Annotated in this window: 26 protein-coding genes; 3 read left to right on the forward strand and 23 right to left on the reverse strand. The window is 57.1% G+C overall.

The window, feature by feature from the left end; all coding sequences use genetic code 11:
- Nucleotides 1–256 precede the first annotated feature (256 nt).
- The 4 genes from HBO05_RS11930 to HBO05_RS29280 all read right to left on the reverse strand — a co-directional run bounded on the left by HBO05_RS11930 (nucleotide 257) and on the right by HBO05_RS29280 (nucleotide 2,829).
- Nucleotides 257–1,612 (reverse strand): FAD-dependent oxidoreductase, encoded by a 1,356-nt coding sequence (locus HBO05_RS11930; protein WP_048377490.1) that lies wholly within the window; start codon nucleotides 1,610–1,612, stop codon nucleotides 257–259.
- A gap of 11 nt (nucleotides 1,613–1,623) precedes the next feature.
- Nucleotides 1,624–2,127: an arsinothricin resistance N-acetyltransferase ArsN1 family A gene (locus tag HBO05_RS11935; RefSeq protein WP_048377491.1), complete on the reverse strand. Its 504-nt coding sequence runs from the start codon at nucleotides 2,125–2,127 to the stop codon at nucleotides 1,624–1,626.
- A gap of 64 nt (nucleotides 2,128–2,191) precedes the next feature.
- Nucleotides 2,192–2,689: a MarR family transcriptional regulator gene (locus HBO05_RS11940; RefSeq protein WP_048377492.1), complete on the reverse strand. Its 498-nt coding sequence runs from the start codon at nucleotides 2,687–2,689 to the stop codon at nucleotides 2,192–2,194.
- A gap of 5 nt (nucleotides 2,690–2,694) precedes the next feature.
- Complete coding sequence (locus HBO05_RS29280) at nucleotides 2,695–2,829, reverse strand: hypothetical protein (protein WP_258558634.1); 135 nt, start codon at nucleotides 2,827–2,829, stop codon at nucleotides 2,695–2,697.
- Here HBO05_RS29280 and HBO05_RS11945 point away from each other — a divergent pair.
- A complete protein-coding gene (locus tag HBO05_RS11945) occupies nucleotides 2,828–4,030 on the forward strand; it encodes an MFS transporter (protein WP_048377493.1) in 1,203 nt (400 codons plus the stop codon). The genes HBO05_RS29280 and HBO05_RS11945 overlap by 2 nt on opposite strands.
- A 41-nt stretch (nucleotides 4,031–4,071) precedes the next feature.
- Here HBO05_RS11945 and HBO05_RS11950 read toward each other — a convergent pair whose 3' ends face one another.
- Together HBO05_RS11950 and HBO05_RS11955 are read right to left on the reverse strand one after the other, a co-directional pair.
- Nucleotides 4,072–5,130, reverse strand: coding sequence for an NAD(P)/FAD-dependent oxidoreductase (locus HBO05_RS11950; RefSeq protein WP_048377494.1), 1,059 nt, complete (start codon nucleotides 5,128–5,130; stop codon nucleotides 4,072–4,074).
- 36 nt (nucleotides 5,131–5,166) lie between these two features.
- Nucleotides 5,167–5,517, reverse strand: a complete 351-nt coding sequence (locus tag HBO05_RS11955) for a metalloregulator ArsR/SmtB family transcription factor (protein WP_048377495.1) — start codon at nucleotides 5,515–5,517, stop codon at nucleotides 5,167–5,169.
- A 442-nt stretch (nucleotides 5,518–5,959) separates the two neighbouring features.
- On the opposite strand from HBO05_RS11955, the gene HBO05_RS11960 reads away from it, so the two are divergent.
- The gene (locus HBO05_RS11960; protein WP_126588881.1) at nucleotides 5,960–7,414 is read left to right on the forward strand and encodes a site-specific integrase; all 1,455 of its coding nucleotides are present in this window, start codon (nucleotides 5,960–5,962) and stop codon (nucleotides 7,412–7,414) included.
- Between the two features lie 205 nt (nucleotides 7,415–7,619).
- Here the strand turns inward: HBO05_RS11960 and HBO05_RS11965 are convergent, their stop codons facing one another.
- The 17 genes from HBO05_RS11965 to HBO05_RS12045 all read right to left on the reverse strand — a co-directional run bounded on the left by HBO05_RS11965 (nucleotide 7,620) and on the right by HBO05_RS12045 (nucleotide 24,644).
- A complete protein-coding gene (locus HBO05_RS11965) occupies nucleotides 7,620–8,822 on the reverse strand; it encodes an MFS transporter (RefSeq protein ID WP_172312758.1) in 1,203 nt (400 codons plus the stop codon).
- Nucleotides 8,822–9,562, reverse strand: coding sequence for an alpha/beta hydrolase (locus HBO05_RS11970; protein WP_172312760.1), 741 nt, complete (start codon nucleotides 9,560–9,562; stop codon nucleotides 8,822–8,824). Before HBO05_RS11970 ends, HBO05_RS11965 begins: the two co-directional genes overlap by 1 nt.
- Nucleotides 9,563–9,604: 42 nt before the next feature.
- A complete protein-coding gene (locus HBO05_RS11975) occupies nucleotides 9,605–10,462 on the reverse strand; it encodes a cache domain-containing protein (protein ID WP_126588880.1) in 858 nt (285 codons plus the stop codon).
- On the reverse strand, nucleotides 10,459–11,343 hold the full coding sequence (panC, locus tag HBO05_RS11980) for a pantoate--beta-alanine ligase (RefSeq protein WP_126588901.1): 885 nt from the start codon (nucleotides 11,341–11,343) through the stop codon (nucleotides 10,459–10,461). The genes HBO05_RS11975 and panC overlap by 4 nt, the downstream gene beginning before the upstream one ends.
- Before the next feature lie 4 nt (nucleotides 11,344–11,347).
- Nucleotides 11,348–11,899, reverse strand: a complete 552-nt coding sequence (locus tag HBO05_RS11985; protein ID WP_172312762.1) for a glutathione peroxidase — start codon at nucleotides 11,897–11,899, stop codon at nucleotides 11,348–11,350.
- Nucleotides 11,900–11,923: 24 nt separating this feature from the next.
- Nucleotides 11,924–13,048: an acyl-CoA dehydrogenase family protein gene (locus HBO05_RS11990; RefSeq protein WP_057005060.1), complete on the reverse strand. Its 1,125-nt coding sequence runs from the start codon at nucleotides 13,046–13,048 to the stop codon at nucleotides 11,924–11,926.
- 42 nt (nucleotides 13,049–13,090) lie between these two features.
- Nucleotides 13,091–13,891 carry a crotonase/enoyl-CoA hydratase family protein gene (locus tag HBO05_RS11995; protein WP_057005059.1) on the reverse strand — a complete coding sequence of 267 codons (801 nt, stop codon included), beginning with the start codon at nucleotides 13,889–13,891 and terminating at the stop codon, nucleotides 13,091–13,093.
- Nucleotides 13,888–14,961 (reverse strand): acyl-CoA dehydrogenase family protein, encoded by a 1,074-nt coding sequence (locus HBO05_RS12000; RefSeq protein ID WP_057005058.1) that lies wholly within the window; start codon nucleotides 14,959–14,961, stop codon nucleotides 13,888–13,890. Before HBO05_RS12000 ends, HBO05_RS11995 begins: the two co-directional genes overlap by 4 nt.
- Nucleotides 14,961–16,109 (reverse strand): acyl-CoA dehydrogenase family protein, encoded by a 1,149-nt coding sequence (locus tag HBO05_RS12005; RefSeq protein WP_057005057.1) that lies wholly within the window; start codon nucleotides 16,107–16,109, stop codon nucleotides 14,961–14,963. The genes HBO05_RS12000 and HBO05_RS12005 overlap by 1 nt, the downstream gene beginning before the upstream one ends.
- A 110-nt stretch (nucleotides 16,110–16,219) precedes the next feature.
- The gene (locus HBO05_RS12010) at nucleotides 16,220–17,527 is read right to left on the reverse strand and encodes an amidohydrolase family protein (RefSeq protein ID WP_057005056.1); all 1,308 of its coding nucleotides are present in this window, start codon (nucleotides 17,525–17,527) and stop codon (nucleotides 16,220–16,222) included.
- A gap of 113 nt (nucleotides 17,528–17,640) precedes the next feature.
- Nucleotides 17,641–18,918: a cytochrome P450 gene (locus HBO05_RS12015; protein WP_057005055.1), complete on the reverse strand. Its 1,278-nt coding sequence runs from the start codon at nucleotides 18,916–18,918 to the stop codon at nucleotides 17,641–17,643.
- Nucleotides 18,919–19,057: 139 nt separating this feature from the next.
- Nucleotides 19,058–19,561, reverse strand: coding sequence for a carboxymuconolactone decarboxylase family protein (locus HBO05_RS12020; protein ID WP_169850674.1), 504 nt, complete (start codon nucleotides 19,559–19,561; stop codon nucleotides 19,058–19,060).
- A gap of 1 nt (nucleotide 19,562) precedes the next feature.
- Nucleotides 19,563–20,738: a thiolase family protein gene (locus HBO05_RS12025; protein WP_057005054.1), complete on the reverse strand. Its 1,176-nt coding sequence runs from the start codon at nucleotides 20,736–20,738 to the stop codon at nucleotides 19,563–19,565.
- A complete protein-coding gene (locus tag HBO05_RS12030) occupies nucleotides 20,735–21,637 on the reverse strand; it encodes a 3-hydroxyacyl-CoA dehydrogenase (RefSeq protein WP_057005053.1) in 903 nt (300 codons plus the stop codon). The genes HBO05_RS12025 and HBO05_RS12030 overlap by 4 nt, the downstream gene beginning before the upstream one ends.
- A gap of 13 nt (nucleotides 21,638–21,650) precedes the next feature.
- A complete protein-coding gene (locus tag HBO05_RS12035; protein ID WP_057005052.1) occupies nucleotides 21,651–22,502 on the reverse strand; it encodes a fumarylacetoacetate hydrolase family protein in 852 nt (283 codons plus the stop codon).
- Nucleotides 22,502–23,566, reverse strand: a complete 1,065-nt coding sequence (locus HBO05_RS12040) for an amidohydrolase family protein (protein ID WP_020300781.1) — start codon at nucleotides 23,564–23,566, stop codon at nucleotides 22,502–22,504. Before HBO05_RS12040 ends, HBO05_RS12035 begins: the two co-directional genes overlap by 1 nt.
- A gap of 346 nt (nucleotides 23,567–23,912) precedes the next feature.
- Complete coding sequence (locus tag HBO05_RS12045; protein WP_057005051.1) at nucleotides 23,913–24,644, reverse strand: TetR/AcrR family transcriptional regulator; 732 nt, start codon at nucleotides 24,642–24,644, stop codon at nucleotides 23,913–23,915.
- 183 nt (nucleotides 24,645–24,827) lie between these two features.
- On the opposite strand from HBO05_RS12045, the gene HBO05_RS12050 reads away from it, so the two are divergent.
- Nucleotides 24,828–26,459: an ATP-dependent acyl-CoA ligase gene (locus tag HBO05_RS12050; RefSeq protein WP_172312764.1), complete on the forward strand. Its 1,632-nt coding sequence runs from the start codon at nucleotides 24,828–24,830 to the stop codon at nucleotides 26,457–26,459.
- Nucleotides 26,460–26,476 lie beyond the last annotated feature (17 nt).

Below are 26,476 nucleotides of genomic sequence, written 5' to 3' on the forward strand. Positions count from 1 at the left end.
AACGACCCATTAATCCATCAAAACGATTGGACTCCGCCGAGCACCTTCAATGAAAGCTGTGTATTAAGGCGCTAGCCAGCCTTCCGTGTCTCTTCAAATATCTGCGGCGGTGCATATATGGTTTCTGTAATGAATCTGTTACTCACCCAGAAATAGGTCGCTCCTTGGTTCAAGGACTACCTGGACGTGCAAAAGAAAATAAGAAGGTCGCCCCTAACCCGCCCCGGTCATCGAGGGCGGGTTCGGTTACTGCGCACTAGGCTTTGCAACAACCCGGCGAGGTACGAGGCGCGGCCTCAAGGATTGTCTCTCCGGTGCCACAACAAGACGTCTGACTTGCCGAAGCCTTCAAGCGATCATCGACTTCATCGAAATCCGAGTTGCAAATGCCCGTTTCCGGGAGGATCAGCTCAACCCTTTTGGCCGCATCCCAATCACCCGCCAGCGCCGCGACGACAGAGCGAACTTGCTCATACCCAGTCATCAACAAGAACGTAGGCGCCCGACCATAGCTCTTCATCCCAACAATGAACAAACCTTCCTCAGGATGGGCAAGTTCTATCGCGCCATGAGGTCTGACCGTACCGCAGCTGTGCTCGTTGGGATCGATCATTGGAGCGAGCAACACTGCGCTTTGAGTTGCGGGATCAAGTGCGATACGCAACTCGGCGAGCAGGCTCATGTCAGGTCGGAATCCGGTCGCCACAATGATTTGGTCCACAGGTGGAAGTATCTGGTCTCCCGCCTTCACAACCAACCCTTGGCCATTGCCTACAACCTGATCAATAGCGACGTTTTTGAACAGCTCGATCACGCCGTCATTCAGCAATTGGCGAATCTTCAGGCCGAGCTTTCCGCGCTCTTCCAATTGATCATTCGCACCACCACCCAGAATGCGCTCAAGAGAATTACCCCGGATCGCCCATAGCACTTTGGTTTGCGGTGCCTCCTGAATCAGACGCACCAGATCCTGTAGGGCGTTAAACGCGGAGTGACCACCACCCACCACCAGCACTCTTTTGTTGGCATAGCGATTCCGCGCACGACCCAGCACCTCCGGAATGCCGTACGCAATGTGCGCTGCATGCTCGATCTCGCCCAATGCAGGGATGCCATGGGCGCCCATCCAGTTTGGTGTCAGGTAGGTGCCCGAGGCATCAATGACAGCACTGGCAAGCACATCCTGTTCACCCGCCGGCCCTGCGACACGCAGTAAAAAAGGAGCTGCCGATCTGCCCTGGGTCTTCATCACATCCTGACCGACGCGAGTGGCTGCCAGAACACGGGTATTGAACTGCAAGTGACGCTTGATCTGTTCGAGGTCGGCGAAAGGTCGAACAAACCGGTCCAGCAGTTCACGACCCGTTGGATACTCGTTCTCCGGTGGTGGAGTCCAACCATCGGCCAGCAGAAGATTGGCCGCCTCCTTGTCCACATTGAACTGCCACGGAGAGAACATCTTCACATGCGCCCATTCTTCAATGCTGGCCCCAGCCTCCGGACCAGCTTCCAGGATCAGCGGAGTGATACCTCTGGCCAGCAGGTGAGCGGCTGTGGCGAGGCCCACTGGGCCTGCACCGATTATGGCGACGGGAAGGTGAGTGTTATCCATGATCGACTCCTTCAGGTTGGCTGATTGTTCGCGAACAGGCGCTCGACAATCGCGCAGTCGAGCCAACGTCCTTCTAGGCAGGCGTGTTTTTCATATACCCCCACTTGGCGGAAACCGCAGGCTTCGCACAATGCGAGGCTGGAGTGATTGAAGGTAAAAATGCGTGAAAGGACTTTCCAGAATCCGCGAGCTTCGGCTTCTTTCAGCAGTGCCTGAAGTAACTGTTTGCCTAGCCCCTGGCCGCGAACACTGCGATCTAGGTAAATGGAAAAATCCGCAATGCCGTCGTAACAGGCACGAGCGCGATAACTACTGAGTCCTGCCCATCCAACAACCTGATCCGTCTCATCGACCATGACCAACACTGGATAGCGCTCCATTGATTTGATGCGATCAAGCATGTCTGCCGGGCTTCGAGGAGTCGTTTCAAACGTAGAGCTACGCTCCTCGATCCCCTGGTTGTAGATGGCGGCTATTGAAACAGTGTCTTTAGTTTCAGCTAAACGAACTCGCATTGTTGGAGCCCCATTACGTTGGTAGTAACAACATTATTGGCAAAAAAAGGGAAGTTCTTCCCTTTCATTCCTTGCTCTTCACGGCTGGGCAGCACTCATTCACGAGCCCGCAGCGAATCTCCGTGGCCCGCGTAATCTGTCTGAGTAAACTCAGCGCTCCCTGCCTAGCCTCAGCTGAGAGGTTCTCGATCATCGCTCGCTCCTCTGCAATCAGGTCAGCTCTGATTTTCGCGTATAGCTCACGCCCAGCATCCGTTGCCTGGATTCGTACTGCACGCCGATCTTCATCATCCTCAACACGTGACACATACCCCTTGCGTTCCAGGGTATCGATCACTCGACTCGCCGTGCTCTTGTCCAAGAACATTTCTTCGGCCAAAACCTGAAGGCGCAGTGCGCCCCTTTTGACCAGCGTCTCGACGGCATAGCATTGGGTGACCGATACGTCGTAACAGCAAATCCGATCACGATCACGGAACTGATGGACGCGAACCAACTGATTCAACGCTTCGTATAGGTCCTCGGAATCCTGAGTCAACTGATCGTTTTTACGCTTCGTCATAACCGTCACAAATTAGTTGTTAGCTGCAACAATAATCCTGGTATCCCGAAAGCGTCAACACCGATCTCTCGGTTGACGATAACCAAAGGAAGGCGATAGCTTGTTGTTACTGACAACAAAAAAATGAGCACGTCGGTCATGACACTTCCAGAACAGATCCATCCCCCGATCAATCGCTCCAGACTCGTATGGGCGATGGGTTTTACTCAAATTCTCGCCTGGGGTTCGACCTACTACTTGCCCGCAGTGCTTGCGTCTCCGATAGCCAAAGAGACGGGATGGTCCATCACCAATGTGGTGGGCGGTCTGTCCTGGGGACTTTTGGTAGCGGGAGCCTCCTCGCCGGCCGTTGGTCGTCAGATTGACCGCCACGGCGGACGCTCTGTCCTAGCGGCCAGTTCACTGCTGCTGGCTCTCGGCATGCTACTAATGGGACTGGCGGGCAACGTTGCCACTTACTATGTCGCCTGGACGTTGATCGGTGTTGCCATGGCGGCGGGTTTATACGACGCAGCCTTCTCAACCCTGGGACGACTGTTCGGCGAAGGGGCTCGAACGTCAATTACCGGGCTGACCTTGTTAGGTGGGTTCGCCAGTACCATAGGTTGGCCGGTGATCGCAGGACTGGAAAGTTGGATCGGCTGGAGAAACGCCTGCTTTGTTCTCGCGGCTGCTCATCTCTTGATTGGGCTACCCATCCACTCGCTGTTGATTCCTGGAAGCACAAAACAACCACCCCACCCCGTCATAACAGAATCACCCAGCGCGTCCGAGCTTCACCCCAAGACCACCAATTATCTATTCTTATTGATTGGCGCCATGCTGACGGTTCTAGCGCTGGTCGTATCAGGTATCTCAGTACACCTGCTTAATGTCCTCAAGCAGCTGGGAATCGCGACCGCTGTGGCCTTGGCCATCGGCATGGTGATTGGTCCCTCGCAAGTCTTGGCACGGGTGGCAGAGTTTTCCATAGGCAGAAATCTCCACCCGACCTGGTCAGCGCGGGTCGGTGTGTTTCTATGCCTGGTCGGGTTGGGATTATTGATCTCAGGGATGCCCTGGATGGCCTTCGTGGCGATCGCACTCTACGGCGCAGGCAACGGCATCCTAACGATCGCTCGCGGCACCCTCCCCTTGGCGCTGTTTGCCCCGCAAGGCTACGGAGCGAGAATGGGGCTTCTCGCCAGGCCGGTACTCGTGGCCCAGGCCGGCGGCCCGATAGCCGCCGCATTTGTTTTGCAGAACTTTGGAGCCTCGGCACTGCTTGTCGTTATGTGCGGTTTGGTTTTGCTGTGCTTCATCGCCAGCTGGCGCCTTCCAACGACTCGACGCACTGACTAAACGTTGCTGCGGTTGAGATTCGTCAACTGCCAAGTTGTCTTCTAAACAGGCATACCGCGGACAAATCGCATCAAGCTGGGCATGATGTAAGACGCATCCTGGCCGACACCTCTGAGGGTCGCTGAAGCAAAGTTCCGTTGCTTCGGCAGACCGACAAAATACAGCCCAGGTAGGTGCTCGGCCTGCCCGTTACGATGAGCCCAATATTCATCGCCTGGGCATTCCAACCCGCTCAAAAATTCCAAGTTCGGGCGAAATCCGGTAGCAAACACCAGGCTATCGGCTTCAGTGTGCTGCCCATCAGCCCAGATCACGCCGGTTGGTGTTATCGCCTCGAACATCGGCTTACGCTCGAACAACTTTTTCTTAAGGGCTCGACGATAGATCCCGTCATCAAGCACCGGCGTACTTTGGTCATTCAACCAACGGGTCTTTTCCAACCCCGACCATTTCAACCACGCATGAAAATCCAGACCCAGTATCTTTTGTGGAAAAAACCGAATTGGCTCCCTGCTTGCCAGCACGACTTTGCTCACATGGGCCAGTTCATAAGCAATTTGAACAGCCGAGTTCGCAGCACCGACCACAACCACTCGTTGATCACCAAAGCCTTCGGCATTTCGATATTCCGCGCTGTGCAAACTGCGCCCGAGAAAGCCCTGAAGCCCTTGAATATCTGGAATGAACGGCTGATTGAATCCCCCCGTACACACGACCAGCGCCCTGGAGCAGAAAATTTCTCCATCGTCCGTTTGAAGCTGAAACAGCCCGCGCGCTCTTCGTACATGCTGCACGCGGGTGTACTGACGAACTGGCAATCTGAATGCCTTTGCATAGTCTTCCAGATAGCGTACGACATCATCACGAAGCGGGTAATGATCAGGTTCTGCCGGGAAGCGCATGCCTGGCAATGACGAGTAAGCAGCTGGAGAAAAAAGCTTCAGACTGTCGTAGTAATTGCGCCAATTCCCTCCCGGTGACCGCTCAGCATCCAAAATCAGGAACCTAAGGTTTTGCTGCTGTAAGTGCCAACCGCACGCTAATCCTGCCTGGCCTGCACCGATCACAATGACATCCAAGATTTCATTTATTACATTCATATATGCACACTCATGCACACTACAGAGCAAAAAAAACTATCCGGACGTACCTGGGCAGCAGAATGGGGCGAGGCTTTTCATATGCTGAAGAATGGCTTCGAGGCGTGTCACCACTGCCGGACCATCCACCTCGTAGAACATCTGCCTGCTGACCTTGGTACCGCGGACGATACCTGCCTCTAACAGTACTTGCAGATGCCGGGAAACAACTGAGCGTTCCTGGGGCAGTGCTTCCGCAATCTCTCCGATGTCGGCGCGCCCCAGTTGCATCACGCGCTTGAGCACAGCTACACGCGAAGGCTCGCAAAGCGCCTTGAAGAAAGCGCCATCGAGAGACTCGATTGCAGCGTCAATTGCGCGGGTTCGGTTAAGGATTCGATTAGTCATGCAACCGACTATATGTGCATATCCATGCACACGTCAACACTCTGCAATTGCACCTCTCCTAAGGCTAAAAGCTGTGCCGTGAAGGTAACCAACTCACCGAGAAAGCCAACAATTTAGGGTGTAACCCCAGGTGGTGTTGGTAAAGATTCCACCGAGAGCCAGTCGTTTTGTAGGGGTAAAAACGCTCGAAAATAAAAAGGGGTCGCGAGATAAAGTCTCGCAACCCCTTGATTTATATGGTCGGGACGGAGTGATTCGAACACTCGACCCCTAGCACCCCATCTCCTTTTTCATACTTCTTGAAAGATTCCAAAATTTTACTCTGGATTTTTCTAAGCTAGTATTTACTTGAGCTCCAGCGGTGTTCTGCTCTACGAGAGTCCAGGAACGTCCATCAAGAGCCGACGTTTTTGTGGGGGTAAAAGTAGGGGGAGTCCATTTCATGGCCAAAATCACCATCAAAGAACTTGAGTCGCTGACCGTCAATGATGCCGGCCGGATCCTCCGCGAGGATGGTAATCTCGCCGGTCGAATCTCAGTCCGCAAGGACGGCGTGTCAGTCAGCTTTTTCTACCGTTATCGCTGGGGCAATCAAAACAAAGAGTACGCCTGCGGAACCTGGCCGCGCAAATCCCTGACGGACATCCGCAAGGCCCGCAACCAGGCCCGGGCGCTCATTGATGAGCAGATCAATCCCAGCGAGCAAAAGAAAACCGCCAAGGCCCAGGCATACGCCGCTACTAACGTAGAGGCTGAACAAGTAAAAACGACGAAGGTGAAAACGCTGACCGTCCAGGATCTGGCCAGCGCGTGGCTGCTGGATGGCGTAGCGCGGAAAGATGGCAATGCTGAATTGCAACGACGCTTTAACAAGGACCTTTATCCGGCACTCGGCAAGACCGCGGTGAGCAGCGTCTCCGAACACGATGTTCGGGCGCTGATCCGCGCCGTGGTCAACCGCGGCGCTCACCGGCAAGCCATCAGTTTCTTCGCCGACCTCACTCAGATGTTCAGCTGGGCCAGAAAACGTCAGCCCTGGCGGGCCTTATTGATCGAGGGCGATCCGACGGAACTGGTCGACATCTCCCCTCTGATCCCAGCCGACTACGAGGCCGAAAGAAGCCGCATCCTTTCACCGGCTGAGCTGTTGGAACTGCACAACCGCTTCCAGCAAATGACTGCCGATTACAACGCCCTGCCCGCCGGGCAAAAATACGACGGCATACGGCCGCTAAAGAAAGAAACCCAACTCGCACTCTGGATCAGCCTGGGTACGCTGTGCCGGATTGGCGAGTTGCTCCAGGCCGAATGGAAAAATGTCGATCTTGACCGGCAGACCTGGTTCCTCCCCAGTGAAAACGTCAAAGGCACCCGGGGCAAGAAACAGGACCACCATGTGTTCCTCTCGTCATTTGCCCTGCATTTCTTTCAGGAACTCAAGACGCTGACGGGAAACTCTGAATGGTGCTTTCCCAACAAGCAGGATGATGGGCATGTGGATGTGAAAGTGGTGAGCAAACAGGTCGGCGATCGTCAGGCTCGGTTCAAAAACCGTAAGGCCCTCTCTAGACGGCGTCATGACGATACCCTGGTGCTTGCTGACGGCCAGAACGGTGACTGGACCCCGCATGACCTGCGCCGTACCGGCGCGACCATGATGCAGGCCTTGGGGGTCAGCCTGGACGTCATCGATCGCTGCCAAAATCATGTGTTGGCCGGCTCTAGGGTGAGGCGTCATTACCTGCATCACGACTATGCCGAAGAGAAGAAAAGCGCCTGGAACCTGTTGGGCGATCGGCTCAGTGCCGTTCTTTCCTCAACCTACGAGCATCCTCCGGTCGAGTCGATGATGTCCTTTCCAGACTACGCAGCCGCAGAGACTCTGCCGTCGTCATAAGTCGAATTCTTATAACGCTGAACTCCTTGTAGTTATGTATATATCGCTGAGAGCTCGGTTCGGGTCGATTCCGACCCGACATGACACGCAGCAATCGGCCAATAGCGGTATAGCTGGTTCTGTTATTTTCCCGCTGACAGATCGTCGGAGAGCTTACTTGCACGTCAGTTATGTGAAACAGAGGTATGCTATTAAACAACTAACACTAATCGCGTATACGCCCCTTCCGCCATAGGCAGAGCACTACCAGAAACCCGCCCATCGACATCAGTGCTGCACAGAGAAATATCGCAGCAAAACCAAAACCTGACGCAACCAGGCCCATCACCGGACCGGCCATCCCCACTGCAATATCGAAGAATAATGAAAGGGCGCTGAGCGCCGAGTTACGGTTCGCGGCCGGAGTGCTAGCCAAAGTCTCCACCCCAAGCCCCGGATAGACCCATGACACCCCTATCCCGGTTAACGCCCCGCCGGCAATGGCCAGCGCAGGCGAAGGCGCGAGCCATATCAGCAGCACGCCCAATGTCTGCACAAGCAGGCAGCCGCCCACCACTTTGTACCCTCTGAATCGCTGCAGTATTCCTGGCGACGACAATCGGGCAACGATAAAACCTGCGCCGAAACCACTTAAGCAATAGGCGGCGTAATCCCAGCCGAGACTATCGAAATACAGTGCGACGAACGCCGTAAGCCCGCCAAATCCCACCGAGCTGCAAACCAGGACCAGGCCATTGGGCATGACGGCGAACAGGACTCGGTGAAATGCCAGACGGGCGCCTGCAACCAATGGCGCTGGGCGCTTGCCCAGAGCCAAAAGCAGGAACGCCAAGCCAAGCAACACGGTGCACAACCCCACACTGGCGATACCCATCGAATTGCGCAGCAGCACACCCAGTGGCGCGCCAACAGCCGTGCCGCCGTAAGCCGCTATTCCGTTCCACGACATGACCTGTGCCGCCCGCGGGGCACCACATAACCCGATGGCCCAGGTGCAGCAGGGCGTGGAGATCATGGCCGTGGACGCCCCCAACACCAGCCTCCCCAGCAGTAATAGCGTCAGGGTCAACCAGGGTTGGGTGGGCAGGATAATGGCGAGCGCCGTCAGGGCGCCGCTCAACATCAAGCCACTGAACCCGCACACAACCGCGTATTTGGCACCCAGGCGATCGGCCACACCACCGGCCAAGGGGCGGGCCAGGAGCGTCGCCAGGTATTGCGAGCTGATAACCACGCCGGCGAAAACCGAGGTCAGGCCCAGGTCATTGAGGACATAGCCCGGCAACACCGCAAGCGGCAAGCCACTGCATATGTACGAGATAAAGTTGAAGCTGATAATGGACAGGATCAACCAATCGCTGCGGATTGCCTTGCCGTTGCTACGGATTGAAACACCGATATCGCTCATCACTCATGCCGCTCTATACCTCGTATGACATCCGCCAGTAGCTGCGGGTGTGATACGAACGGCTCGTGCGCCGTATCTATCTCGATAACCACGCCCGCGCCAGCACGTTGCGCAAAACGGCGTTGCCAGTCGACGGGCAGGATGTTGTCGCGCAGTGTGATGATGTAACTCGCCGGAATCATTCCCAGGTATCCCGCACGACTGATGGAGTCTGTCGCCACACAGAGTGGCGTCGTGTCCTGGCTCGCTTCGCTTAACAACCAACTCATGGTTTGCTCACTCAAGTCCTGACCGAACATGGCCACCGCCAGCGCTTGAGGGGTTGTGTGCGCGGGGCCCAGCGGCCAGCCGACATGTTCCGGGCTTTCGCCATGCAGCGTTGTGCCAAGTAACTCCAGAATCGATTGGCCTTCACTGGGCAATGCGCAGGCCAGGTAAACCAGCTGCGAATATAGTTGCGGAGCAGCCAACACCATCATTGGCAGCACGACCCCCGCAATGGAATGCCCAAGCAACACGGCCTGGTTCACACCGAGTGCATGCAGGTCGTCATTAAGCTCCTTGACCACATCGTCGAGCCGCAGGGACGCAACATCTCGACCGCGCTTCTTGCCGCACCCAGGCATATCCAGAGTGATCACTCGTTTGAAACATCCGGGTTGTTGGTTTAACGCCTCCACAAAAGGCTTCCAACACCACGAGCCATGGTTGCCGCCATGCAGCAATACTAAATCAGTCATGCGCACACTCCTTGCTGCGGGCGCCGGTGGTCCCTGTTTTGATCACTTGATTGCATAGCAGCCCACGGCGACGACGTATCCATTAACCCGCTGCAGAAAAGTCCTCTTGTATTCATTCTGCCCCGTCATAGGGTTACGCCATTGATAAGTGATCTCCCCTGCTTCATGCGTGTTCATCTGCTTGAGTATGTCCTCGCCAATCGGCTTGCCGTCGGTAGAGCGCAATGACTTGAAGTCGGTGCCGATCAGCCGGGGCGAAAAGCCGTGAGCGATGAACCGCCTGGTTTTCAGGTCCACCACAAAGGCATAGAGATCATCCTGGGTGAGCTGCTTATCGTGCTGATTAATGCGCCCGACAGTGGCTTTTGCGTCGCTGGCAACTTGCGCCGAAATCTGGCGCAGCAGCTGTTGTGCCTGTTCAGGGCTGGACCGTGGCATGTAGTAACCCACGGAGATCACCCGATCTTTCACACGTTGATAGAACACGCGCTTACGCTCGACCTTACCGTGTTGCCAGTTCCACCAGCGGTATTCGGCGCTACGCACGATGCCGTCGTCTGGCTGCGAAATCGCTTGCTGGAATGCAGCCTTGAGGTCGTCGTCCAGAACGTTGACCACCGGTTTTCCGACCAGTGAAACCGAAGGCCCTCCGCTGGCAAGCATCACGCCGGAGGTATCGACAACGTAGATGTACAGCTCTCCATCGACATAGGCTCCCTGGCGACTGAACTCAGCCAGGGCGGTGTCGCCCTTGGCTTTGTATTCGGCGACAGCTTTTAACAGCAAGGCGTTGGCACGCTGGGTGTCGGCACCATAGGCATCCACTGGCGCTTGTTGAGCCATGCCGACAAGAGAGACAAGGCACAGGCCAAGAACAGTGAACGCTCGATAGAGGCTCATGGGTGTTGTTCCTCTGGTGATCTTTTTGATGGCCGAAGGTCCACCGTCAGATTGTCAATGAGCCGCGTTTTGCCGATGCGCGCCGCCACAAGAATCACAAAGTGAGTATCGGAGCTGGTCAGAGGTTTTAAATCCTGAGCATTCCTGACTTCAAAGTATTCCGGCTGAAAACCGGCGTCGCTTATACGTTGATGACATTCAATCAACAGGTGCTCAGTCACCCGCCCCTCAACCTGGATACTCGCCTCCATTTGCTTCAAACAAGCGTAAAGGACGGGGGCCACCGAACGCTCATGGTCACTCAGATAGCCGTTGCGCGACGATAATGCCAAGCCGTCCGCGGCCCGGATCGTCGGTGCACCGACAACGTCAGTCACCATATTCAGATCCCTGACCATGGAGCGGACGACTGCCAGCTGCTGATAGTCCTTTTCCCCGAAAACAGCCACGTCTGGCTGAACAATGTTCAGCAGCTTGACGACGACAGTGGCCATGCCATCAAAGTGACCAGGACGTGCCGCAGCGCAAAGACCTTCAGACACGTTCGGCACACTGACGATGGCCTGATTGAGCATTCCATCTGGATAGATCTGTTCGACAGCAGGGGCAAACAGCGCATCACACCCGGCGTTGACCAGTCTTTCGCGATCGGCGTCGGGGGTCCGAGGATAGTTGGCCAGATCCTCATTCGCCCCGAACTGGAGTGGATTGACGAAGATGCTGGCGACCACAAAATCGGCTCGCTGCTTTGCGCAATGAATCAGGGCGATATGACCGTCATGCAGGTTGCCCATTGTCGGCACCAGCGCGACTTTCTTGTTTTCACCTCGTGCACGGGCCACGAGCGCACGAAGCGCGCTAACCGTATCGACTGTCAGCACCGCTTCACGCCTCTTGGACCAATTGAGCTTCGATTGCTTCAAGCAAACGAGGATCATCAGCCGCGATGTCTGGAGCGAAACGGGCAACGACCGTGCCCTGCCGATCAATCAGAAACTTTTCGAAATTCCAGAGTACGTCCGTTGCGTTGTCTGACTTGATGCCATAACCCGTCAAGCGCTCTCGGAAAGGACCTTCACCCGTGGACTCGGGCTGTGCAGCAGTCAGCTCGGCGTAGAGAGGATGCTGGTCCGCGCCGACAACCGAGATTTTCGAGAACAACGGAAAGTGAATGTCATAGTTCACTGAACAGAACTCAACGATTTCCACATCGCTACCCGGTTCTTGCTCCTTGAAGTTGTTGGCGGGGAAACCCAGTATTTCCAGGCCTTGGGATTTTTTGTCTTGGTACAGTTTTTCCAAGCCCTCGTATTGCGGGGTCAGCCCGCATTTTGAAGCGACATTGACCACCAACAGGACCTTGCCCCGATAGTCGCCAAGGGTGCGGACGCTTCCATCGATCTGCTTCAGCGAAATGTCGTAAAGGGAATTACTCATCTGTTTGCCTCATGCCAATGTGCTTCAAAGGGTACGGCCGATAATTTCTTTCATGATTTCAGAGGTGCCGCCATAGATGCGCGCGACCCGGGCGTCAACCCAGGCGCGGCTGATCTTGTATTCGCTCATGAAGCCGTAGCCGCCATGTAATTGCAGAAACTCATCAAGCAGCTTGCCTTGCATCTCCGAGCCCAGCAGCTTGGCCATTGCCGCGATTTCCGGCGTCAGTTCACCGCGCATCACTTTGGCCAGACAGTCGTCGACGAACACCCGCAGCATGGTGGCCTGGGCCTTGGCTTCAGCGAGTTTGAAGCGGGTGTTCTGGAAGTCGAGCACCGGTTTTCCGAAGACCTTGCGCTCCCGGGTGTAGCCGATGGTTTCTTCCAGCAGCGTGTCGATGGATTGCGCGGCACGGATCGCGATGATCAGGCGTTCCCAGGCCAATTGATGAGTCAGGTATTTGAATCCCATGCCCTCCTCACCCAATCGATTGCCGACGGGCACCCGGACTTCATCAAAAAACAATTCGGCAGTGTCTTGCCCTTTCAGGCCAATCTTTTCCAGCAGACGCCCCTTGGCGAAGCCGGCTCGGTCTTCCTCAACGCAGATCAGTGTGAGTTCCTTGGCCGCCGGATCAATCTTGGTGGCGGTGACCACCAGTCCGGCATTGCCGCCGTTGGTGATAAAGGTCTTCTGGCCGTTGACGATGTAGTCATCACCGTCACGCCGCGCCGAAGTGCGCATGGCACGCAGGTCGCTGCCGATACCCGGCTCGCTCATGGCGATGACGCCGATCAACTCACCACTGACCATACGTGGCAGCCATTGCTGCTTCTGCTCTTCGCTGCCATAGGCAACGATGTAAGGCGTGACGATTTCCGAGTGGGTGGTGAAACCCACGGCGGTAGCGTTGGCCCGCGCCAGCTCTTCGATCATCACCGCCGAGTGACCGAAGTCGCCTCCGGGGCCACCGTATTCTTCAGGCACCGTGGAGCATAACAAGCCGTTCTCACCGGCCTTGAGCCAGACTTCCTTGGGAACGATGCCGTTTTTTTCCCACTCATGCAGGTAGGGCACGATTTCGCGGTCGACGAAACGGCGGGCCTGATCACGGAACATGTTGTGGTCTTCTCGAAATACGCCACGCATTTTGCTTACTCCAGATCGATTCTTGTATTAGGCGATGGGTAATCAGCGGTCCTGGTAATTGGGATCGCGCTTGTCGACAAAAGCCGCCACCGCTTCATGATGGTCTTCGGTGTGATGCGCCAACGCCTGATACGCCGCCGACAATTCCAGCAGCGAATCGAGGCGCATATGTTGGCCTTCGCGCAGCAGACGCTTGCACAGGCGTAACGCATGACCCGGGTTGCTGGCGATTCGGCGCGCGAGCGCCTGCGCTTCCGATTGCAGCGTTTCGTGGGTGCAGACTTGCTCGACAAGCCCCCATTCCAGCGCCTTGGCTGCATCGATAGCGTCACCGGTAAACGCCATCAGACTGGCTTTAGGGATACCAATGATGCGCGGCAACAGCCAGGCGCCGCCGTCACCCGGAACGATGCCCAGACGCACGAAACTCTCGGCAAAGATCGCCTTGGGCGCCGCCAGCCGGATATCGCACATACAGGCAAGATCGAGGCCCGCACCGATCGCCGGGCCGTTAACCGCGGCGATCACCGGGATATCCAGCTCATAAATCGCCAGGGGAATACGCTGAATGCCGTCCCGGTAGGTATTGCGCAGTTCATACGGCGAGCCGGCGAAAATGCCGCCGCGCTCGTGCATGTCCTTGACGTTGCCACCGGCACAGAAAGCGCTGCCATTGCCGGTAAGCACCATTACCCGTACCGACATGTCACGGCGCAGTTCAGCGCAGAGATCGACAAACTCCTGGATCTGCTCGCGCGTCGTCAGGGCATTGCGCGTGTCGGGATGGTTCATGCGCACGGTGACGATGCCGCCCTCACGCTCAATCTGTAGAAACGGGCTCATACCGGATTACTCGCGAGACGGGTTAAGGGTTGTTGGCCATGGCTGGTGAGCAAGGGCCAGTATCCATCGCTGCCGCCTTGGCATATCTGAGTACCCAGGCGTTGACTCCAAAGGCTGGCCGAGCCGAATTCACTGCGCCACGCCCACAACCGACGGGTGAGCAGATGCAGCGGATATTCCTCGGTAAAGCCAATGGCGCCATGCACTGAATGGGCGATGCTTGCGCCGACGCTTGCGGCTTCTGCGGTGCTGATTTTTGCCGCGGCAATGGTCAGCGCCGCGAGCCCCGCACTGGATTCCGTGAAGGCCGCCTCGGCCGCGATGCCGGCGGCGGCAGCCTGCTCAGCGAACACTGCAAGCTGTTGTTGAATGGCCTGGAAAGAACCAATTGCCTTGCCGAACTGCTTGCGTTCACCGGCATAGTTGGCGGTCATGTCCAGTAGGGCGTGCAAAGCCCCGGCGGTCTGCGCCGCGCGCAGCATCGCGCCGCCCAGTTCCAGGACGTTGGCGTCGAGCCCGCCGGGCAACGGTGCTTGTGCCAGTACCTGGGCACTGGTGAAACCCAAATCATCGCGCGGTTCGCCTGCCACATTCAGACTCAACGTCAGTTCACTCGCCGCGATTCGCGACAGCAGCACCACATGCGCCACGCCGGTTGGGCTATTGGCGATGGCGACGACCGCTTCAACGTTGCGCCCCCAAGGGACCGAGTAGACGGTGCCGTAAACGCGCTCGCCCTCAAGTACCAGATCGGCGTTGGCGGCCACGCTGATGGCACCTGCCCTGCCCTCCAGGCCAGCCCTGCTCAGCAGCCAATTGCCGAGCAGGGCTTCACCCAAAGGTGCAGGTACTGAAAAGCGCCCAGCGGCACGGATCAGCACATACATATCGGCCCAACTGGCCTCAGCGCCGCCCAGCGCTTCGGTGACACCCGCCAGGGTGAAGCCCGACTCGTCCAGCGCAGCCCATAACTCGGCCGGCCATTCGCCGCCTTCACAGCTCATCACATAAGCCGGCGTCGCCAGATCGGCAAACAGGCGTTCAATCGTCGCTTCGAATATCTCGCGCATTATCGCAACCCCAGGCCGCGGGCAATGATGCCGCGCAGAATTTCGCGAGTGCCCCCGCGCAGTGAGAATGAGGGCGCCATCTGTGTCAGGTAGGCCAGCACGCGTGCGTGCTCGCTGCCGCCGTCCTGCCGTGGCTCGGTTTCCAGCAACAGCTGGGCTACTTCGGGAATTTCCTGCTCAAAAGCATTGCCAAGGTCTTTCACACAGGAGGCCGCCCAGGCTGGATGTTCACCCGCTGCCAACTGTGCCGTGACCGACAACGACATATTGCGCAGCGTCAGCAGCTTGGCTGACAGTCGCCCGATCTCCCGCGCTTGTAGTGCGTCAGGGGACTTGCCCACCGCGTCGATCAGTGTTTTCAACAACGCCATACAACTGAGGAAGCGTTCAGGGCCGCTGCGTTCGAAGGCCAGTTCGGCGGTCACCTGGTCCCATCCCTTCCCTTCAGTGCCGATCAAAGCGTCGGCGGGTAGCCTTACATTGTCGAAGAACACTTCGTTGAAGTGCTCGCCACCGGCCAGGTCGCGAATCGGGCGAATGGTGATGCCGGGCAGGCTCAGGTCGACGATGAATTGCGACATGCCCTCATGCCGGGCCGCTTGTTTCTCACCGGTACGCACCAGGGCAATCATGTACTGCGAATGGTGCGCGTTGGTGGTCCAGACCTTCTGGCCATTGACGAGCCAGCTATCGCCATCACGCACAGCAGTGCTTTTGATCGAAGCCAGGTCCGAGCCGGAATTGGGCTCGCTCATGCCAATGCAGAAGTAACTTTCACCCCGGCAAATGGCTGGAAGAAAGTGCTGTTTTTGTTGCTCGGTACCGAAGCGATTGATCAGCGGCCCACTTTGCCGGTCGGCGATCCAGTGAGCCGATACCGGCGCACCGGCGGCCAGCAATTCTTCAATGATCACGTAGCGTGCAAAAGGACCCGCCTCGCCACCGCCGTAGGCTTTGGGCAAGGCCATGCCCACCCAGCCCCGCGCGCCGAGCTTCTTGCTGAATTCAGCGTCGAAGCCCATCCAGGACTGTGCACTCAAGGTCGGTGGGTAATCGGCCAGTGTGTCGAGAATGAACGCCCGCACTTCGGTGCGAAGCGCTTCCGCCTCGGGAGGAATATTACTGTAGGAAAATTGACTGATGGCCATATGCGCTCTCTAACGCTGAACACAGGCGCAATCGCTTCGAACGAAGCGACCACAGATCGGCAACCGCTCCACAGTCGCCGTTGGCCGGCGACTGTAGGAACAGCGGCAACTTACAACGCGGTTTGCGCGTCAGCCTCGGCAAACATCGCATTGATGTCGCCGGAGGTGACCGGCTTGTTGTCGTGACGACCATGATCGGCACCACCCAAGCCCAGTGCTGGCTCGGTGCTGACGTGCGTGGCCTGAGCCCGCAGCGCGCCGACCGTGCAGTTTTCCCGACCGTGGATAGCGAACGGATCGAAGGAAAACTCACGCATTGCGTTCAAGTGAGTGACTTTGTCGATCATCTCTTTAGGCAGGTGCTGCAACCCTTCCCAAGCGGTTTCCGGCGAGTTCGGCCAGGTGCAGTCGGAGTGCGGGTAATCGCTTTCCCACGTAACCATCTCGGCGTTCAGATAATCGAGGTTCTTCAGGCCGAAATTATCTTCAATGAAGCAGGTGATGAAGTGCTTGTTGAAGATGTCGCTGGGCATCTTCCCGTCGAAGTTGGAATTGGTCCACGCGTTATGGTGACGGTGGGTGAAGTCAGCACGCTCCAGCAAATAAGGAATCCAGCCGATGCCGCCTTCGGAAAGCGCCATGCGCAGGTCCGGGAATTTCTTCCACATCGGCGCCCAGATCCAGTCTGCGGCGGAGTTGGCGATGGAAATCGGCATGGAGGTGATCCAAGCGTCGATAGGCGACAAATCCGAAGCGTGTTGAGCTTTCACGCCGGTACCGATATGGCAGCAGATCACCACCTTGTTATCGCTGCAGGCTTTCCACAGCGGGTCCCAGTAATCGCTATGGATCGACGGGTAGCCATGAATAGCCGGGTTGTCCGACAGCGAAAGCGCGTGCACACCTTGTCTGGCCAGACGTTCGACTTCGGCAGCCGCGGCTTTCATGTCCCACCACGGCACGATCATCAGCGGAATGAAACGGCCTGGCGCAGCGTTGCACCAATCGTGCAAATGCCAGTCGTTGTAGGCCTGGATGGCCGCCATCGCCACGTCTCGGTCAGCGTGTACCTGGAAACGCTGTCCGGCAAAACCCGGAAAGGTGGGGAAGCACAATGAACCGAGTACGCCGTTGGCGTTCATGTCGTCGACGCGGTCCTTGATGTTCCAGGTGCCACGGCGCATTTGCTCGTAGCCCAGCGGCTCCATGCCGTATTCCTCTTTTGGTCGACCGACCACGGAATTGAGGCCCATGTAGCCAGTGGCCTGTTCCTCGAAGACCCACACATCACGATCACCCTTTTTGACCACATGCGGCTCACGACCCTTGAAGCGGGCGGGCATGTGGCGAGCAAAAGCATTCGGCGGCTCGATCGCGTGGTCATCGACGCTGACAAGAATCAGATCTTCAACTTTCATTGTTTTCCCCTTCGCATTCGGGCTTGTTGTTGTGCCTGAATCATAGTGCACATCTCTATTTAATTAAACACATTTTTTGAATCTGTTCATATTAAATCGAGTGCGCATCTCCATCAGTCCCACAGCACGTGCAAATAGTGCGGACCGCGCAGCTGTGCGCCGACGATCTGCGGCCCGGGTTTGTCAGGGTCGAGACGGATGTTGGGCATCAGGTCGAGGATCGCATTCAGTGCGCAGTTGATCTCGGTTTTGGCCACGAATTGACCGATACACATGTGTGGGCCAAAGCCGAAGCCAAACGAAGGTTTGGGCTTGCGGTCGATGTCGAATTTATCGGCGTTTTCGAATGCATCTTCGTCGCGATTGGCCGAGGTCACGATGCATTGCACCATTGCCCCTTTGGGGATGGCTACACCGCGGATCTCCAGGTCCTTGGCGGCCTGACGCACCTTGAAGGTGGCCACAGGCTCGAAGCGCACCGCCTCGTCGATGGCCTTGTTTACAAGGCTACGGTCATTACGCACCCGCTCCAGCACCTCCGGATTTTGCAGCAGCAACGACATCAAGGTACCGAAGGTGCGAGTCGTGGTTTCGCTGGCAGCCGGGAGCAGTGAGCGTACAAAGGTGGCGATTTCATGATCGTCCAGCGACCGTCCTTGATACTCCGCGTTGATCAGCCGGCTGATCAGGTCATCGCCCGATGCGCCCTCGGCGCGACGCTCGGACACCACCACTTTCACCACATCGTACAGAGCCTGAGCGGCCTGCATGGCCGCGCCGCGGGCCGCGGCGGCTTTTTCCGGATCGACTTGCGGGCCCGCCAGGATGGCCAGCGCCCAGGCCGCGTACTGCTCGATCTGCTCGGGACGATCCTCGGGAAAGCCGATCAACGCGTAAATCACCCGGATCGGAAAATACAGGGCAAAGTCCATCAGATCGGCACCCTTGGCCGGGACCATCGGCTTGAGATACTCCTCGCGAATCACCCGATCGATCTTAGTTTCTTTCCAGCGATTCACCGTCTCGGGCATGAATACCGGTTGCAGCAGATTACGGATGTTCTTGTGAGCATCCCCGTCCATTGCAGTGAGGATCAAGCCATCGAAAAACGCACCCAGCCCCTCGGCGATAAAACCGCTGGTAAAGGTGCCGGCGTCACGCATGACCGCCATGACATCGTCGTATTTGAACAGTGTGAAGGTTGGCCGGCTGGCATCCAGGCCGGCAATCGACGGCACGCCCAGACTTGCCATGAAGTTGCCTTGCAGCACGGGCGAATTGGCGCGCATATCGCGGTAAGTCGCGTGCAGGTCGATATCGCTGGTACCGCGATAATTACTGGCTACGTCGGTGAAAGCCTTCGTCAGATCGTTCTGCACCGGTGTGGACATGATCGTCTCCGCTATTTTTGTCATTATTTTTTGTCAGGTAGCTGCTTAAGGCCATACCTTCTGGCTGATAATAGGCCTGACTAGATCGGTATTGGACACTTATTAATAATTCGATCAACTATTTGTGCTGCGAGACGTGTCAATAGGCCTGCTGCACCAGTGTCATGCGGCCACCCGCCAACATCAGGGCGCAGTACAGCCCCAGCTCTGCCACCTGGGCGTCAGAGAAAAACTCCCCGAGTCGCAAGAAATGCGTGTCGTCGATCTCCAGGTAATCGCTGGCAAACAACTCGGCATAACGCAACGCGGCACGTTCGGCTGGCGTGAAGGACTCGCTGTCCGTCGCCATGCACGCAATATCCTCTTCAGTAACTGAGTCGGACTTGCGCGCCAGTTGGCAGGCCTGGCAAGTGGTGATGCTGGCGATTTTCAGCCGCACCAACTCGCGTAAACGCTCATCGAGCAGGCTGTCGCTGTGCAGGCTCTCCATCAAACCCAGCCAGGCCAGGGCTACCTTGGGTCGGTGAGCCCAGACCTGCACCGGCGTCGTTGAACTGAGCATGCGACTGCGCCGGCCCCGCTCCACCGCGTCTTGCAACGCAGCCGGCATGGCATCCAGTGGGATCAGCGGTAGGCGCGCCATCTCAATCGAGCCGTTCGATAATGGTCGCCGTGCCCATGCCGCCGGCGCAGCAAATGGCTTGCAGGCCAAAACGCCCGCCGCGGCGCTCAAGCTCGTTCAACAAGGTGGTCATCAAGCGTGCACCACTGGCGCCCAATGGATGACCGAGGGCAATAGCGCCACCGTTGACGTTCAACTTGTCGTGCGACACACCGGTCTCCTGCATCCAGGCTAGCGGCACCGAGGCAAACGCTTCATTGACCTCGAACAAGTCGATGTCGTTGATGTTCAGCCCGGCCTGGCTCAACACCTTTTGGGTGGCAGCAATCGGCCCGGTGAGCATTAACGTCGGATCGGACCCGACGGTTGTGAACGCCACAATCCGCGCTCGAGCCCTGAGCCCGAGTTTTTTCGCGGTTTCGGCACTCATCAACAGCAATGCCGCTGCTCCGTCGGAGATCTGTGACGAGTTGCCAGCGGTGATTCGACCGGTGTCCGGACGAAAACTGGTTTTTAGCGTCGACAGTTTTTCCCGCGATGTATCACGGCGAATGGTTTCGTCCTCGCGCAACACAGCAACTGGCTCCGTCAGCACTTGCTCTCGTAGCTCCTCGACCGCAACCGGCACTATTTCATTATCGAAATAACCAGCATCGGACGCCGCGGCAGCACGCTGATGGCTGGCAAAAGCGAAATCATCCAGCGCATCGCGACTGAGCGCCCATTTGTCGGCGATACGTTCAGCAGCCTCGCCCTGACTGGTCAGTTCATAGCGTTGCACTGCCATCCAGCCAAACGCTTCGCCGTGAATTTCACGGTTACTGCCCATGGGCACGCGGCTCATGTTTTCCGCACCACCTGCCACCACGATATCAGCGGATCCAGCCGCGATGGCGCCAACGGCCAAATGCACGGCCACTTCGCCCGACCCACATTTACGGTCGATGGTCAGGCCCGGCACGGTGACCGGCCAACCGGCACCGAGCAAGGCTGTACGGGCGATGTTGGCGGACTGCTCGCCAATTTGCGTGACATTGCCAAATATCACATCGTCGACCAACGTCGGCGACACATCGACCCGTTCCAGCAACCGGCTGAGCACCAGCGACCCGAGGTGATCGGCGCGCACGCCGGCCAGGCTGCCGCGGAACTTGCCGATTGGCGTGCGTACCGCATCAACTATGACGATGTCTTTCATAACGCACTCGCCTTGAGCCCTGAACCTGGTACTTGTTTACCGTCTTCGTAGCGGTAAACCCCCTGCCCTGACTTTCGCCCCAGTCGCCCGGCAGCGACCATTTTGATGATCAGCGGGCACGGCCTGAATTTCTCACCCAGGGTCTGATGCAGATAACGCAGAACAGACAGCCGCGTATCCCAACCAGTCAGGTCACCCAGCTCCAATGGGCCCATCGGATGGTTAAAGCCCAGGCGCAGAGCCGTGTCGATGTCTTCAGCGGTCGCGGTGCCTTCCTGCAGCATCCACATTGCCTCGTTGCCCAACAGCGCAGACATGCGACTGGTGGTCAATCCTGGTGACTCATTGACGATGATCGAGGTTTTGCCAATCTGCTCGCACAAGGTACGCGTGCGCGCCACGACCTCATCACTGGTAGCCAGCCCCCGCACGAGCTCCACCAGTTTCATTTTGTGCACCGGATTGAAGAAGTGCATGCCGATCACGCGATCTGCACACTCCACTGACGCCGCAATTTCGGTCACGCTCAGGGCCGACGTATTGGTCGCTATAATCGCGTCCGGTGCCAGCAGTGGCGCCGCTTGCGCGAGCACCGCCTTCTTCACTGCCAACTGCTCTGAGACTGTTTCAACCAGCCAATTGGCGCCACTCGCCGCTTCAGTCAAGTCGCTGCAGGTCAGTAGATTGGCCAACGATTGCCGGGCTTTTTCTTCGCTGACTTTGCCCAGGCGCACGCCATCGGCGAGGATTTTTTCGATGCTCGCCCTGGCGTTTGTCAGGGAGGCGGCATTGGTATCGACCAACAAGGTACTGAAACCGGAGCTGGCGAACGCATGCGCAATACCGGTGCCCATCAGACCCGCACCGACGACGACTACTTTTTCTTTATTGGCGTTCATGTTTGGCTCTCGATTAGGCGCGGTTCTTTTTACTGACCACATTGCGCAACGTGCCAATGCCTTCGACGCTGGCTTCGACCACATCGCCTTCCTTGAGGAACAGACCGGTGCCCATCCCCACTCCCGCCGGCGATCCCGTGAACAACACATCGCCACAGGCAAAACTCGAGCGCTGCTGGACAAAGCGGATCAGATGATCAACACCCCAGGTCATTTCGCCGGTGGAGCCGTCCTGGCGCGTCTCACCATTTACTTTCAAGGTCAGGCGCAGCGTTGGTGACCCTTGCGCAAATTCATCCTTCGTGACGATCCAGGGACCAAGTCCAGTAGTCCGATCCTGGCTTTTGGCCGCGAACAGATCCATGCCGATGCCCGCCGGCCCACTACGCTGCAGATCGCGCGCGCTGACGTCATTGCCGACGGTGTAACCGAGCACGCAGGCAAGCGGGTTTTCCAGGTCAATCTCGTCAGTACCGATGACCGCCACCAATTCAACTTCGTGATCGAGCTCCTCAGTCAACGGTGGAAAGCGGATCGGGTCATTGGCGCCAATCAGCGCGCCATAAGCCTTGAGAAAGGCGACTGGCTGGGACGGCGCACTCAATCCAAACTCCACCAGATGCTTGGCGTAATTAGCGCCAGCCACGACCACCCGGTTGACGGGTTCTATCGGCGGCAACAGGCGCACTTTGGAAAGGGGGAGCGCTGGCCCGGCGAATCGCAACGAACTGATGCCGCGTCCGGCAGTCACGCCGGGCGCCCAATCTTTGAAATTGCCGGAAATTGGCGTCACCTGGTCCTGGGCCTCATCCACGACAGCCCAAAAAACGCCGGTAGCAAAATACTCACATCGTGCCAGCTTCATCAGGCACCTACCTTGCCCAACTTGGCAGGATCGATGTGCAGCAAGCGGCATGCGTTTTCATAGCGAATCTTGCGCAAGTCGGCGTCGGACAACTTCAGGCCATGGGTCAGGTCGTGACGCACGGCATCGCTACCGCCGAAGTTGCTGCCGTACAGCACATGGTCTGCACCGATGATATCGACCAACGCCTGGCGCATCGGTACTTCATGCAGCTCAACGTCGAAGTAGAAGTTTTTCATGTACTCGAGCAGCGGCTTTTTGTTGTATTTGACGTCGAGGTTCTCGTTGGTCTTGGCCAGACGACCGAGCTGGTACGGGACATAGCCGCCGCCATGGGTGATGTACACCTTAAGGTCAGGGAAGCGATCCAGTACGCCGCCGCAAATCAGGTTCCAGAAACAACGGCTTTCGTCGTACTGCATGCCAACGATGGCGGTGGTTTCGTAACGGTCGTCGTTGGCGTTCTTGCCCCAGGTGACCGACTGGTTGTAGCCGTGAATAAACATCGGCAGATCCAGATCACAGAGGGTTTTCCACACCACGTCGAGTTCCGGCGAATCGAACTCCAGGCCGCCGAAGTTGGCGCCGCCAGCGACCAGACCTTTAGCGCCCAGTACGGTGCAGGCGTAGCGCAATTCAGCCGCCGCCGCTTCTGGCGCATTCAAAGGCACGTGAGCCCAGAACATCAAGCGATCAGGAGCTGCGGAGCAGTATTCAGCCAATGTCTCGTTGACGGTACGGGCGAAAGGCACGGCGAATTCGGCTTCGGTCCAGTACATGTAGCAGTGGGACGGTACGGACACGACCTGCAGGTTTTGTCCCGCCGCATCCATGCCAGCCAAGCGCACTTTCGGATCAGCCCAGCGCGCAAAATACTCTTCAAGCTTGGGCCCCTTGCCGGAGCGCACGGCAGCCTTACGCTCTGGCGACCCAAGACCGAGAATCCAGTCACCGACACGCAGCTTGATATCGCCATCGGCGTGCTGCTCAAAGAACGGCCCCCAGTGAGGGTGCTGGTTGTAATAGCCAGGGTGCGGTGCGTGGGCGTGAAGATCGATAAGCATGTCTAGGTACCTCGAAGTTGGCACTTTTTGTTGGTTATTTGTGCGGTGCCTTCACGTGGCCTGGATCAAATTGCCGCGAAAAGGGGAAGCCGACGGCTCACTGCCAAGACCAGAGCTTAAGATTAAATTGAGCAGAAATCAAAATACTGTTCAATTTATTTTATTTGCGCGCGGAGAGGCCTGACCCAGAGCCCTCAACTCGCGTCGAAAAATGCTTAGAGGGGTCCAAAACTTCGAGTCTGCCTCGAAAAAGAGTGGAATGCAGGAGGGGAAAAATTAGCGTACGGAAACGCAAAGCCCCCGATAAACGGGGGCTTTTGTTTGCGCGATGGGTAGTTCTTTAAGGTCAGCGGCGGGTGCGCGAGGTAGAACCCATGATCAGCGCGCCCAGGAGTTTTTTCACCCGGACCGGGAACAATCGACGCCCCGCGGCTTCTGGCACGAGGATTTCGCTCAACACGTAACGAATGATCATTTCGCAGATCAGCTCACGGTCAAGACGCACCCCGAGGCGTTCGTCCCAGTCGTCGAAAACGATGCCCAGGCCATCCTGAAAGCGCACGATCGAATCGTGGAAAATCCGTCGGAAGAAGCCCAGCGCGTAGTCGGGTGCAACCACCAGAAGACGCCGAGCCCGACTTTGCTCCAGGTAGTTGTCGAGATAGGCAAACAGCGCATTCAAGCGCGCTTCAGGATCACTGATGTGACCGAGTTCCTGGGACAGCGAGCTGTGAAAGCTTTCGCGCTTGTGGCGTGAAAAGGTGTCCAGCAAGTCCTCTTGCGAAGCGAAATAGCGATAAAAGGTGCCACGGGAAACGCCCGCTACCTGGCACACATCCAGGATCGAAATACGATCCGCGCCAGACATCAGCACGACTTCCTCAGTGGCTTTAAGGATGTTGGCAATGGTTTCTTCCGAACGGCGATTCGGCTTGACTTTGGTTCCTGCCACTGAGTTGGCAGCAGCACGTCGCTCGACGGGTTTAGCCGGGCTCGCCCCTGCTTCAGGTGGCGCATTTTTTTTGGGTTTGCTAGCCGGCGCTGGCGCCTCTGCTTTCTTGGGTGCGGCTTTTGGCATGGCGTGACAGGCTCATGAAGAGTAAAGATTGTGCAACGTTAGCACAGGATCTGTGCATAAATAACACTATATGTTCAACTTATTGCTAAAGACATTTAAGACGTTTGTATTTAGAATCAGATTCTCTCTTCAAAATAAAATCAGGCAACCCGACCGCTTACGGATGCCTAAAGGAGAAAACTGATGGGTAGCAGTGGAAATCCAGACACCTGGGCAGTGGGAGAACGAGACACTGTCATTGACGCGTTAGATCGCGCGGTAGCAAGGCATCCAGACAAAATATTGCTGGATTTCAGCGGTGAGTTATACACATATGCTCAGGTTGACTCACTTTCCACCAAGATGGCCAACGCACTTGCCACCCTGGGCGTCAAGGCCGGTGAAACCGTGCTGACGATGCTGGATAACAATATCGATGCCGTCACCACCTGGCTGGCCATCAACAAGCTCTGCGCCGTGAGTGTGCCGATCAACACCGCGCTCAAGGGCGAGTTCCTCCGCCATCAGATCGCCGATACCGGCACCTCGGTGGTAATTTGCGAAGCAGCCTACCTGCCACGCATCACCCCGCTCGCCTCACAACTGCAGGACGTCCACCACATTCTTCACCGTGGCACCCTCGAAGCAGTTCCTGATTGCCCGATTCGTATTGCGCCACTGGATGAATGGCGTGGCCATGACGCCACCCCACTCGTCAATAAACCGCAACCTTCAGACCTCGCCTGCCTGATTTACACCTCGGGTACAACGGGCCCTTCCAAGGGCTGCATGATCAGCTACAACTTCATGTGCAATCTGGCGCGCCTGCAACTACGTGCCGGTCCGGCCAGTGCCGACGACGTCACCATCACGCCGCTGCCGCTGTTTCACATGAATGCGCTGTGTGTATCCATCATTGCCAGCATTCTGGTGGGCGCGCGCGCCGCCATTCTTGCGCGGTTCTCGGTCTCGAATTTCTGGCCGGAAGTGGAGCGCTCGGGCGCGACCATTGCCTCGATCCTGGGTGGCATGGGCGGCCTCCTCGCCCAGGCGCCAGATAACGAAGCGATGTTGCGCTGCGTCGGGCAGATCCATACCGCCCGTGGCAACCCTTATACCGAAGAAACCAAAAAGATCTGGCGCGAGCGCTTCGGCACCAAGCTGGTAGGCGGCAACGGCTATGGCCTGACCGAAGCCTGCGTTATCACTTCGCTGGCTGCCGGGGAATACGCCGCGCCCGGCTCGTCGGGTAAACGTATTGCAGATTTTGACGTTAGGATCGTCGACGACATCGATCAGGAAGTACCGCCCAACTCCCCTGGCGAAATCGTGGTGCGCCCGCTCCGTCCCGACATCATGTTCCAGGGCTACTGGCGTCGTCCGGAGGATACCCAGAAGCTGATGCGCAACATGTGGTTCCACACCGGCGACGTTGGCAAATTCGATGATGATGGCTTCTTCTACTTTGTCGACCGCAAGAAGGACTACATGCGTCGCAGGGGGGAGAACATTTCCAGCTTTGAAATGGAAGCAGCCTTTGCTTCTCACCCGGCACTGGCCGAAGTGGCGGTGCATGCCGTGCCTTCTGATAAAGGCGAGGATGATGTGAAGGTGACTGCCGTACTGCATGAAGGCGTGACGCTAGACCCGGAGCAGCTGTTCCATTGGGCCACCGACTCGGTGCCCTACTATGCCTTGCCGCGCTACATCGAGTTTCGCAGCAGCTTGCCGAAAAACCCGCAGGGTCGGGTGTTGAAGTATCTGCTGCGCGATGAAGGTAAAACCGCCGCCACCTGGGATCTGGAAACCACATCGATCGTGGTGTCCAAAAAGTAACGGTCCTGCCCGGTATG

This window comes from Pseudomonas sp. WS 5079 (assembly GCF_012985465.1).
GTDB lineage: Bacteria > Pseudomonadota > Gammaproteobacteria > Pseudomonadales > Pseudomonadaceae > Aquipseudomonas.